This window comes from Butyricicoccus intestinisimiae (assembly GCF_018918345.1).
Classification (GTDB): domain Bacteria; phylum Bacillota; class Clostridia; order Oscillospirales; family Butyricicoccaceae; genus Butyricicoccus_A; species Butyricicoccus_A intestinisimiae.
In genome coordinates this window covers 249,992-262,253 of sequence record NZ_JAHLQI010000003.1, presented here as the reverse complement: position 1 = coordinate 262,253, position 12,262 = coordinate 249,992, and the positions used below count along the sequence as shown (strand labels likewise).

The window sequence follows — 12,262 nt, the reverse complement described above, 5'->3', positions numbered from 1 at the left end:
GGCCTAAACATGAGTTTTGCAAAAAGTCTGAAGGAAGGCCTGGTTACCAATAACCCGGTACTGGTTCAGCTGATCGGCATGTGCCCGACGCTGGCAACCTCGACTTCCTTGACAAACGGTATCGGCATGGGCCTGTCCGCTACAGCCGTACTGATTTGTTCCAATATTGTAATTTCCCTGCTGCGTAAGATTATCCCGAGCAAGGTTCGTATCGCAGCATACATCACCGTCATCGCGGGCTTCGTAACCATGGTTGACCTGCTGCTTCAGGCGTTTATCCCGTCTCTGTCGGCATCCCTGGGTACCTTTATCCCGCTGATCGTAGTTAACTGTATCATCCTTGGCCGTGCAGAGTCCTTTGCATCCAAGAATTCCGTTGGTGCATCCGCAGTGGACGGTCTCGTTATGGGTCTTGGCTTTACGTTCGCCCTGATTCTGATGTCGGTTGTTCGTGAGCTGCTGGGCGCTGGCACCATTCTGGGCGGCGCAATCACCGTATTCAGCCAGCCGGCTACCATCATGATTCTGCCGGCAGGCGCATTCCTGACCCTCGGCTGCATCATCGCTGTTATGCAGAAGCTGCTGAAGAAAGGAGAATAATGCATCATGCTGACATCTATTTTATCCATTTCGCTTGGTGCGATTCTGATTAACAACTTCATCATGTCCCAGTTCCTTGGCTGCTGCCCGTTCTTCGGCGTATCCAAGAAGATTGACACTGCTGTTGGCATGGGCATGGCCGTAACCTTCGTTATGGGTCTGGCTTCCGCAGTTACATATCTGATTAACAACTTTATTCTGGTTCCGCTGGGTCTGGAATTTATGCAGACAGTCGCATTCATTCTGGTCATCGCAACCCTCGTACAGTTCGTTGAGATGTTCCTGATGAAGTCTATGCCGGCGCTGTATCAGGCGCTGGGCGTATTCCTTCCGCTGATTACCACCAACTGTGCCGTTCTGGGTGTCGCACTGCAGAACGTACAGAACAGCTACAACTTCATTGAGTCCGTTGTCTACGGCATCACCGGCGGCATCGGTTTCACGCTGTCCATCGTGCTGTTCGCTTCCATCCGTGAGCGTCTGACTGCATCCGCAGAGTGCCCGAAGTGCTTTGAGGGCTTCCCGATTGCACTGATCTCCGCTTCTCTGATGGCAATGGCATTCCTTGGCTTCAGCGGCATGAAGATTTGGTAAACCCGACTGTCGAAGAATAAGGAGTGAATAACAAATGATGACGATTGTTTATGCAGTGCTGGCACTGGGTATCATGGGTCTTGTCTTTGGCCTGGTCCTTGCATTTGCATCCAAGATCTTTGCGGTCGAGGTCGATGAGCGTATTCCGGCGGTACAGGAGTGCCTGCCGGGCGCAAACTGCGGCGGCTGTGGTTATCCGGGCTGTAACGGTCTGGCAACCGCAATTGTTGAAGGCAAGGCACCGGTTAACGGCTGTCCGGTCGGCGGCGCTGCTGCAGCAGAAAAGATCGCAGCGGTTCTCGGCGTAGAAGTGACCGAGAGCGAGAAGATGGTAGCACACGTACACTGTTCCGGTACCTGCGAGAACGTCAAGAACCGTGCACAGTACGAGGGCATCACCGATTGCCTCGGTGCAATCCGTGTAGCAAACGGCTTCAAGGACTGCGCATTTGCTTGTCTGGGTCTGGGCACCTGTGAGAAGGCTTGTCCGTTTGACGCCATTCATGTTGTAAACGGCGTGGCAAAGGTAGACGAAGATAAGTGTGCTGCATGCTCGAAGTGTGTATCCGCTTGTCCGAAGCATATCATTTCTCTGGTTCCGCAGGCAAATCCGATCCGTATCGATTGCTCCTCCAAGGCGAAGGGCAAGGAAGTTATGGATTCCTGCAAGGTTGGCTGTATCGGCTGCGGTCTGTGTGCAAAGACCTGTAAGTTCGGTGCCATCACCATGGAAGGCAACCTGCCGGTTATTGATTACACCAAGTGTAAGAAGTGCCAGATGTGTGCAAAGGCTTGCCCGCGCCACATCATCGAGCCGTGGAATACCCCGGAAAAGGTTAAGGAGCTTGCTGAGATCAAGGCAAAGCAGGCTGCTGCCAAGAAGGCTGCAGCAGAAAAGGCTGCCGCTGCTAAGAAGGCTGCTGAGGAAGCAGCAAAGGCAGAAGAGAAGTAAGATTGCTTCGAATCTGAATTTTTGAAACAAGAAGGAGACGCTCATGAATCACAACAGCAAACACAGTCATTCCCGCATCCGCCGCACGGTGGCCGCTGTCTTGATTGTGGCAGCGCTGGTTGTATTCGTGGGCGTCTTTCTGGTTTTCCAGTGTCTGTCTTTTGACGAGAACGGTGCCCATGTCATCGACCGCTACGGCATTCTTGCGATGGAGCAGAACGCAAACCAGCCGAAAAAAACAGCTGCGGGAAGCGGAAGCGGCAGCGCACAGCCAGTCAAGACATCGAAAAAGACGTCCGGCAAAGCTCTGCGCGGCGCCATGCTGTCAGCAACCGATTTGTCGAACGCTGACACGGCAGAGCAGCTCATTCAGCTTGCAGAAGCGGGAAAGCTCAATACAGTCATTGTCAACATCAAGGACGATGAGGGCGAGCTGAACATTCCGGTAGAGACCGATATGGTATCTGACGTGGAGGATTTGCAGGCAAAGAAAGCGGAAAAACTCGCACAGAACATGCGCAAGCTGAGCAAAAACGGCGTGCATGTTGTCGGACGCGTGTATTGCTTTCAGGATAAAGCGGCATCTAAGCAAAATTCCGACCTGTCTATGGCGTATCAGAATGGCGGCAGATGGAGCGATTACAACGGCGAACACTGGCTGGATCCGACCAATCCGGACGTTGTGACCTATCTGTGCGACATTGCACAGAGCGCCGTGGATGCAGGCTGCGATGAAATTTTGCTGGATGAATTTTCCTTCCCGCTGCGCGGACATATCGACCGCATTGAATTTTTCAACGAGCCGGATAGTCAGGCGGCGGCGCTGCTTGATGTCATGCAGGAGATACAGAATACGGTTGGGGATTCGGTTTCTGTCAGCCTGACGGCGTCCGATGCATCGGAACTGATTGCGCAGTCGGAGACTGCGGCAGAGGACGGTGTCAAACTTGGCAGCGTGAAAAAGCTGCTGACAACCGCGCATCGCGTCTATGCGCCGGTGGGCTCGGATGACGCAAAGTCCGTCATAGACAGCGTGCAGAAAACCGCGCCGAAGGCACAGGTTGTTCCGATTTTCACCCGTATGACGGATTGGACGGAATATACCGAGGATGCCGTGGTCAATGCGGTTGACGCGACAGAGGCGGCCATTGCGGTGTTCGGCGGCGATAAGACGGCGAAATCGTATGACGGTGCGGGTGAAACGACCAGCAGACGATCTACTTCTTCCTCGCGCAGCTCGTATGATTCGGATACCGAGGAGGACGAGGAAGATGACGAGGAGTACGACTCCAATGATTCGAGTTCGTCCGACTATGATGCGGAAGAGGACGATTCCGATTCGTACAGCGATGAGGATGAATAACTTCAAACACTGGAAAATTCCGGCTTTTGCCGGAATTTTTTTTGTGTATTTTTTGCATACTTTTACAGAAATGTAATGATTTGCTTTGACAAATGACGTATAATAAAAGAAGTATGATTGATAAAGATTGATAAACTCCAAGAAAACAGGAGGTAAATATGAGTAAGAAAATTTTGATTGTAGAAGATGACGGCAATATTCGGGAGCTTCTGCGCCTGTATCTGGAGCGCGAAGGCTATGAAATCACCGAGGCGGCAAACGGAGAAGAAGGCGTTGAACTGTGGCGCAAAATCAATCCGGACATGATTCTGCTCGATGTCATGATGCCGATTATGGACGGCTGGCAGGTGTGCAAAATTATCCGCAAGGAGAGCAAGGTGCCGATTATCATCATGACCGCGAAGGGTGAGACATTCGATAAGGTCAACGGTCTGGAAATGGGTGCCGATGATTATATCGTCAAGCCGCTGGAAATGCGTGAGGTCATTGCGCGCGTGCGTGCGATTTTCCGCCGGTTGGCACCGGAGGACAGCGGCAAGATTTCCTTTGATAAGCTGACCGTGGACAAGCAGGCATACGACCTTATCGTGGACGGCAAGCGCGTGGACGCACCGCCGAAGGAGATTGAATTGCTGTATTTCCTTGCCTCCAACCCGAACCGCGTGTTTACGCGCGCGCAGCTGCTGGATGACGTTTGGGGATTTGATTATTTTGGCGATACGCGTACCGTTGACGTTCATGTCAAGCGTCTGCGCGAAAAGCTGGAAGGCGTCAGCGACAAGTGGGACCTCAAGACGGTATGGGGTGTCGGTTATAAATTCGAGACCAGAGACTGATGAAAAACTTTTTTATCAAGAATTATGTGTGCTTTGCCATGCTGATTCTCGTGAGCTTTACCTTCGCGGGCGGCATGTTCATGGCGCAAATCAGCCGCTATTCCGTGCAGGAAAAGCAGGAACAGCTGGAAACGACCGTCAATTACATTGACGACATTGTCAAAAACAACTTGGAGTTGTTCCAGAACAAGGACTACGACATGTTTTTGGACACGTATCTCGACCAGCAGGCCGCAGTCAGCGGCTGTACGGTCATGCTGACCGATGCAAACGGCAAGGTGCAGGCGTATTCGACACCGAAGAACGACGATACGTTTCGCGGTCAGATGTCGGGGACGATTAGCAGCCAGCTGGTACAAAAAATTCGCAAAGACGGCTCGTTTTTTGCCTCCGGCAATGCGAGCGGCCTGTTTTCCGAAAATTATTTTATCGCGGGCACGACCTGCAAGGATGCGTCCGGCAATATCGCGGCACTCGTGATTGCGGCATCTCCGGCGACATCAACCACCGATCTGATGCATGACATCATGAAGAGTTACCTGCTCATTGTCTGCGTCACACTGGTGCTGACAATGATTATCAGCTGGTTTCTGTCGGACATGCTGACGCGTCCGCTTAAGAGCCTGGTTTCCGCCGCAAAAAAATTCGGTCACGGTGAATTTGATGTGCGTGTATCCGAGAATAACAACTGCGATGAGATTGATGAGCTGGCGGTTAGCTTTAACAATATGGCGACCTCTCTGCAGCAGCAGGAGGAGCTCAGCCGCGGATTTGTGGCGAATGTTTCGCATGAGCTGAAAACGCCGATGACATCCATTCGCGGCTTTGTCGATGGCATGCTGGACGGCACGATTCCGCCGGAAAAGCACACGCAGTACTTAAAGATTATCTCGGAGGAAGTCGGCAGACTGTCGCGTCTGGTCATACGCATGCTGGATGCTGCGAAGATTCAGGCGGGAGAGCTTATCATCACACCGGCGCCGTTTGACCTGATTGAAATGGTTGCGCGCGTGCTCATCAGTTTTGAAAATCAAATCAATGATAAGCATCTGGACATGGATGTGGAAATGGCGGATTCTCTGATTGTTTACGGGGACGGAGATCATATCTATCGTGTCATTTACAATCTCGTGGACAATGCAGTGAAATTCGTCAATGACGGCGGCAAGCTGACCATTCGCGCCGAACAGGAGGGCACGATGAGCCGGTTCCTGATTCGCAATACCGGCTCGGAGATTCCGGCTGAGGATTTGCCGCACGTGTTTGAGCGATTCTACAAGGTAGACCGCAGCCGCAGCCGCGATAAGACCGGCGCCGGTCTGGGATTGTATCTGGTAAAATCCATCGTCAACATGCACGGCGGCGATATTTCTGTTCGTTCGTCCGGCGGAGAAACGGAATTTATGTTTACGATGCCGATGGCAGAGAAAAAGCCCATGGCAGAAATCAAAGAACGCGTGAACAAAAAAACAGATCTGTGAGCAAAAGCACGATTTCAGGAGAACCTGAGATCGTGCTTTTTTGTATGCTGCGCAGAAGTCACACAAAAAACACAAAAAGACCGGTGAAAACGGGAGTATTCCTGCAAAATCGGCGTAAATGTGCAGATTCACAGAAAATTAACATTGCAAACAAGGAATCATCATATTATAGGCGTACAATGAAGCACATAAAAGAAATGAACGAGTACATCCTGACACGTAAAGGAGGATACACATATGGACGAGTTCCGCAAGAATACCGAGCAGGACGCATCGGAACAGACGACACCGTTCCAGACACCGGTGCGCGGCGCAGACGAGCAGCCGGGCGCAGGCTATCAGAATACCGGTGCATCCTATACACATACAAATGACACGGCTGACAGCAGCGGCTTTTCCGATGCAGGAAACGGCGGCAGTACGCCTCCCCCGCACAGCAATGCGTATGAACAGTGGAGCGGCGGCAAGAAGCCGAGCGGCCCGAAGGGTCCAAAGGGACCGAAAAAGAAGTTTCCGTGGAAGCCGGTGGCGGCTGTCGTTATTGTCGGTGCGCTGGCATTTGGCGGCGGCTGGGCAGCCAACGGACACATCTCGCTGCCGACACTGAACAGCTCCTCTGATAGCTCGGCGGACACCGGAAGCGGCACGTCCGCCAATACGACAAAGGTACAGCTGAGCAGCACGAGCGAGGATATGGCAAGCTATTCCGAAGTGTATCAGAAGGTTTCCCCGTCCATCGTTGCGATTGTCGTGGATTCTGTGCAGCAGGGTACGGAGTCCTCCGGTTCCGGCGTCATCATGAGTGAGGACGGCTATATCATCACCAATAACCATGTCGTCGAGGGCGGCGATATGTACAAGGTGGTTTTGAGCGATGGAAAAAGCTATACCGCGAAGCTGGTCGGCACCGATGAGCAGACGGATTTGGCAGTGCTCAAGATTGACGCAACTGGCCTGACCGCAGCGGAATTTGGCGATTCCGATAACCTGAAGGTGGGAGACCGCGCGTTTGCCATCGGCTCTCCCGGCGGTCTGGAATATCAGAACAGCTTCACCGGCGGCTTTATTTCCGCCATCAATCGAAATGTGACGATCAATGACCGCGTCATGACGCTGATTCAGACGGATACCGCGATTAACCCGGGCAACTCCGGCGGCGCACTCATCAACTCTGCCGGTCAGGTTATCGGCATTACGAACTCCAAGCTGAGTGCTTCGTCCTCTGACAGCGCGTCGATTGAAGGCATGGGCTTTGCCATCCCGATGACGACGGTGAAGGAAGTAGTGGATGAACTGATTGCAAGCGGGCATGTGACCGGCCGTCCGGCAATCGGCATCAGCGGCTATGACATTGACTCGACCCGTGCAAGCTATTTTAACCTGCCGCAGGGCGTCTATGTATCCAGCGTAGATCCGGCATCCGATGCATACCAACAGGGTATTCAGGCAGGCGATATTATCACCGGTGTCAACGGCAAGGACATTACCAGCATGACCGACATCAACGAGGTCAAGAACGAGCTGAAAGTCGGTGACACGATGAAGCTAACCATCTATCGAGACGGCAGCACCAAGGAAGTTTCCATCAAGCTGATTGACCAGTCTACGCTGAGCGGCACAACGTCGTCCTCCGGCAGCGATAGATCTTCTTCGGAAGACAACAGCAGCGGTCGGAGCGGCAGCCAGAACGGAGGCAGCACCAACCCATACGGCAGCTACGGATACGGCTATACCATCCCGTAAAATTGCATCTTTTTGCTCCATTCGGCAAATCAAAGCCGAATGGAGCTTTTTTGCGTTCGGGCGGGAGGACAGTGTGCAGGAAAGTGCATATATCTGTGTGGAATTTTGGTTGAATCTAACAAAATCCTGTCGTTTTCACGTAAGAGCATTGAAAATAGGTAGAAAAAACGGTATGATTAAAATATCTATTGTAAGATTTGCAAAACTTTTTGCAAACGATGTTTGACGATACTATGGTAATTCGAGGTGCAACATGGCAGTATTAAGATGCTATACGGAAAAGCGCAAGGGTTTCGACAGTGCATCCCAGTCGCTGTGCAGCAGCATGCGTGAATTGCTGGAGATTCCAGCACTCACTTACGTGCGTGAGCTGTGCCGCTACGATGTGGAAGGCATTGATGCAGAAACCTATGCAAAGGCGAAAAACATCGTGTTCTCTGAGCCGATGGTAGATGATTGCTACGATGAGCAGTATCCGATGCCGGAAGGCGATTGCCGCATTCTCGCGGTTGAACCGCTGCCGGGTCAGTACGATCAGCGCTCGGATTCCTGTGCGCAGTGTATCCAGCTGATGACACAGGGCGAGCGTCCGAAGGTAGCAGCAGCCCATATCTATGTGCTGGGCGGCAAGCTGACCGATGAAGAGCTGGACAAGATCCGCGGCTATCTCATCAATCCGGTTGACTCCCGCGAGGCCTCCGCAGCAAAGCCGGAGACGTTGGAAGCAAACTATGCAATCCCGACAGAAGTTGACACCGTAGAGGGCTTCATTTCCATGGACGCTGCCGCACTGGAGCAGATGCGCACCAGTCTGGGTCTGGCAATGGAGCTGGATGACCTGCAGTTCCTGCAGAGCTATTTCGCAGGGGAAGAAAAGCGCGACCCGACCATCACAGAAGTGCGCATGATCGACACCTATTGGTCGGATCACTGTCGTCACACCACCTTCCTGACCGAGATTGACGAAAGCACAATTGACGATCAGATGGTACTTGACGCGTACAACCGCTATCTGGCAGGCCGTGTCGAAGTATACGGCGAGGAAAAGGCTGCCAAGCGTCCGGTAACCCTGATGGACATCGGCACCATCGCAGGCAAGGTGCTCAAGAAGCGCGGCTGCCTGCCGAATCTGGACGAGAGCGAGGAAATCAACGCTTGCTCCATCCGCATCAACGCAACCGTAGACGGCAAGAAAGAGCCGTGGCTGCTCATGTTTAAAAACGAAACCCATAACCATCCGACGGAAATCGAACCGTTTGGCGGCGCAGCTACCTGCCTTGGCGGCGCGATTCGTGACCCGCTGTCCGGCAGAAGCTATGTCTATCAGGCCATGCGTGTCACCGGCGCAGGCGATCCGACTGTTCCGCTGAATGAGACGCTGGAACACAAGCTGCCGCAGCGCAAGCTGTGCACCACAGCAGCTGCTGGTTATTCTTCTTACGGCAACCAGATTGGTCTGGCTACCGGCTTGGTTCATGAGATTTACCATCCGGGCTATGTCGCAAAGCGCATGGAAATCGGCGCAGTTGTCGGCGCAGCTCCGATTGAAAACGTCATTCGTGAAGTACCGGACCCGGGCGATATTGTCATCCTGCTCGGCGGCCGAACCGGCCGTGACGGCTGTGGCGGTGCAACCGGTTCCTCTAAGAGCCACACCACGGAGTCTCTGGAGACCTGCGGCGCAGAGGTACAGAAGGGTAATCCGCCGGAAGAGCGTAAGATTCAGCGTCTGTTCCGCAATCCGGAAGCAACCCGCATGATCCGCCGCTGCAATGACTTTGGTGCAGGCGGTGTGTCTGTTGCCATCGGCGAGCTGGCAGACGGTCTGGACATCAATCTGAACGCCGTACCGAAGAAGTATGACGGTCTGGACGGCACCGAACTGGCAATCTCCGAGTCGCAGGAGCGTATGGCAGTTGTCGTAGCCAAGGAGAACGTAGACAAGTTCATCCAGATGGCAAACGAGGAGAACATCGAGGCAACCGTTGTGGCTACCGTTACCGATACCAATCGTCTGCGCATGACTTGGAACGGCAACACCATCGTCGATGTATCCCGTGACTTCCTCAACACCAACGGTGCATCCAAGCACACCAAGGCACATGTATCCCCGCTGCCGACCCCGTCTATCGAGGTTCCGACCGAGGGCGCAAACCTGAAGGAAAAGATTTTGAACCTGTCTTCCAAGCTGAACATCTGCTTGGAGCGCGGCCTGACCGAGCGTTTTGACGGTTCCATCGGCGCAAGCTCAGTATTTATGCCGTATGGCGGCAAGAACCAGCTGACCCCGACACAGGTTATGGCAGCAACCCTGCCGACCGCTGGACAGTGCTCCACCGCATCTGTCATGGGCTTCGGCTTTGACCCGTACTATATGGAGCAGAACCCGTATCTTGGCGCTTCCAGCTCTGTGATTGAATCTATGGCTCGTCTGGTAGCAGCTGGCTGTGATTACAACACCGCATACCTGACCTTCCAGGAGTATTTTGAGCATCTGAACCGTGATCCGGAGAAGTTCGGCACACCGCTGGCTGCTCTGCTCGGCGCATATGACGCACAGATTATGCTTGGTCGTGCAGCAATTGGCGGCAAGGACTCCATGTCCGGCACCTATGATGACATGCACGTTCCGCCAACGCTGGTATCCTTTGCGATTGCACCGGAAGAGGCTGACAATCTGGTATCTCCGGAATTCAAGAAGGCTGGACATCCGGTATACTTCCTGGATGCAACCTACTTTATGGACGGTTCTCCGGATTATGCAGCGATCCGCAATACATGGGAGACCGTACAGGCACTCATCGCACGCGGCAAGGTGGCAGCATCTTGGGCACTGTCCGCAGGCGGTATTGCAGAGGGCATCGTAAAGATGTCTGTCGGCAATGACATTGGCTTTACCTTTGCACCGACCTTTACACCGGACGGTCTGTTCCTCAAGAACTACGGCGGCATTCTGATTGAAGCTACCGAAGAGCTGGAGAACATGCCGCTGTGGCTCATCGGTATGACGACGGATAAGCCGGAAATTGACGCATTCGGCGAGATTATCCCGCTGTCTGAGCTGAAGCAGTCGCTGGAGGGCACGCTGGAGAGCGTATTCCCGACCCGCGCAGCAGCTTCTGATGATAAGCTGGTTAAGCCGGTATACACCGAGCGCAACACAAAGGCTCCGGCAGTGAAGACCGCTCGTCCGGCAGCTGTTATTCCGGTATTCCCGGGCACCAACTGTGAGTACGATACCGCAAAGGCAGTAGAGACTGCAGGCGGCGAAGCAAAGATTGTCGTTGTTCGCAACCTGTCTCATGATGCCCTGATGCGTTCCGCAGAAGAGCTGGAGCAGGCAATTCGCGGCTCGCAGATGATGATTCTGCCGGGCGGCTTCTCCGGCGGCGACGAGCCGGACGGTTCCGGTAAGTTCATCGCTTCGTTCCTGCGTGCCCCGGCAATCAAGGACGCTGTACATGACCTGCTCAACAACCGTGATGGTTTGATGCTGGGTATCTGCAACGGCTTCCAGGCACTGATTAAGCTGGGTCTGGTGCCGTATGGCGAGATTCGTGATCTGGATGACACCTGCCCGACACTGACCTACAACCTGATTGGCCGCCATCAGTCGCGCTATGTACAGACGCGCGTGGCATCTGTTAAGTCTCCGTGGCTGTCCTCCTGCGAGGTTGGCGATGTACATTCCATCGCAATTTCTCACGGCGAGGGTCGCTTCGTTGCACCGCAGGCCGAAATTGACCGTCTGGTTGCCAATGGTCAGGTAGCGTTCCAGTATGTGGACTTCAACGGTGAGCCGTCTATGGACATTGCGTTCAACCCGAACGGTTCTATGTGCGCTATCGAGGGCATTACCTCTCCGGATGGTCGTGTTCTTGGTAAGATGGGTCATACCGAACGTTATACCAAGTACGTTGGTCAGAACATCTTCGGCGAAAAGTACCAGCCGATCTTTGAAAACGGCGTCAAGTACTTCAAGTAAAACAGACTTGTATAAAAGACAATCTCCCGCAGGATTTTCCTGCGGGAGATTTTAGTTTGAGAAAAATTGTACGCGCAAACCAACCTGTCTCTCCCTTTGGGAGAGATGTCGCGCAGCGACAGAGAGGGCTGGCTCCCTTGTGAGGGAGCTGGATTGCCGCCTGCGGCAAGACTGAGGGAGTTTTACAAATTGACAAGATACGCATGAGATTCGCCCTGATACGAACCTGCCAGCGTGCTGCCCTCTCAGTCATTTGCTTCGCAAATGCCAGCTCTCCCAAAGGGAGAGCCGAGAAGCCGGTGCGAGCTGAGAGCCTGACGAATCAGGGAGACTTTGATACAGACTTGTTTGTGTGTTGCTCCTTTCGTCACGGCTTGCGCCGCGCCACCTTCCTCAGGGAGGAAGGCTTTGGCTTTCCGCGCAAACCAAACTTGTCTCTCCCTCCGGGAGAGATGTCGCGCAGCGACAGAGAGGGCTGAAATCAGCTAACATGGCTTTTCAAATTCGCCCTGATACGAATTTGTCAATGTGCTGCCCTCTCAGTCATTTGCTTCGCAAATGCCAGCTCTCCCAAAGGGAGAGCCGAGAAGCCGGTGCAAGCTGAGAGCCTGACGAATCAGGAAGACTTTAATACAGACTTGTTTGTGTGTTGCTCCTTTCGTCACGGCTTGCGCCGCGCCACCTTCCTCAGGGAGGAAGGCTTTTGGG

Annotated in this window: 8 protein-coding genes; all 8 read left to right on the top strand. The window is 53.4% G+C overall.

Going from position 1 to position 12,262, the window contains the following annotated elements; genetic code table 11:
- Positions 1–9: 9 nt before the first annotated feature.
- The 8 genes from rsxE to KQI75_RS07695 all read left to right on the top strand — a co-directional run bounded on the left by rsxE (position 10) and on the right by KQI75_RS07695 (position 11,554).
- The gene (gene rsxE, locus KQI75_RS07730) at positions 10–600 is read left to right on the top strand and encodes an electron transport complex subunit RsxE (protein ID WP_216470161.1); all 591 of its coding nucleotides are present in this window, start codon (positions 10–12) and stop codon (positions 598–600) included.
- Between the two features lie 6 nt (positions 601–606).
- Entirely contained in the window at positions 607–1,194 is a 588-nt protein-coding gene (gene rsxA / locus KQI75_RS07725; protein ID WP_216470160.1) for an electron transport complex subunit RsxA, read from the top strand.
- A 34-nt stretch (positions 1,195–1,228) separates the two neighbouring features.
- The gene (locus tag KQI75_RS07720) at positions 1,229–2,146 is read left to right on the top strand and encodes an RnfABCDGE type electron transport complex subunit B (protein ID WP_216470159.1); all 918 of its coding nucleotides are present in this window, start codon (positions 1,229–1,231) and stop codon (positions 2,144–2,146) included.
- 43 nt (positions 2,147–2,189) lie between these two features.
- Positions 2,190–3,509, top strand: coding sequence for a putative glycoside hydrolase (locus tag KQI75_RS07715; RefSeq protein WP_216470158.1), 1,320 nt, complete (start codon positions 2,190–2,192; stop codon positions 3,507–3,509).
- A gap of 158 nt (positions 3,510–3,667) precedes the next feature.
- Positions 3,668–4,345: a response regulator transcription factor gene (locus KQI75_RS07710; RefSeq protein WP_216470157.1), complete on the top strand. Its 678-nt coding sequence runs from the start codon at positions 3,668–3,670 to the stop codon at positions 4,343–4,345.
- The gene (locus tag KQI75_RS07705; RefSeq protein ID WP_216470156.1) at positions 4,345–5,826 is read left to right on the top strand and encodes a sensor histidine kinase; all 1,482 of its coding nucleotides are present in this window, start codon (positions 4,345–4,347) and stop codon (positions 5,824–5,826) included. Before KQI75_RS07710 ends, KQI75_RS07705 begins: the two co-directional genes overlap by 1 nt.
- A 237-nt stretch (positions 5,827–6,063) precedes the next feature.
- Positions 6,064–7,569, top strand: coding sequence for a S1C family serine protease (locus KQI75_RS07700; protein ID WP_216470155.1), 1,506 nt, complete (start codon positions 6,064–6,066; stop codon positions 7,567–7,569).
- Positions 7,570–7,822: 253 nt separating this feature from the next.
- Positions 7,823–11,554: a phosphoribosylformylglycinamidine synthase gene (locus KQI75_RS07695; protein ID WP_216470154.1), complete on the top strand. Its 3,732-nt coding sequence runs from the start codon at positions 7,823–7,825 to the stop codon at positions 11,552–11,554.
- Positions 11,555–12,262: the final 708 nt, after the last annotated feature.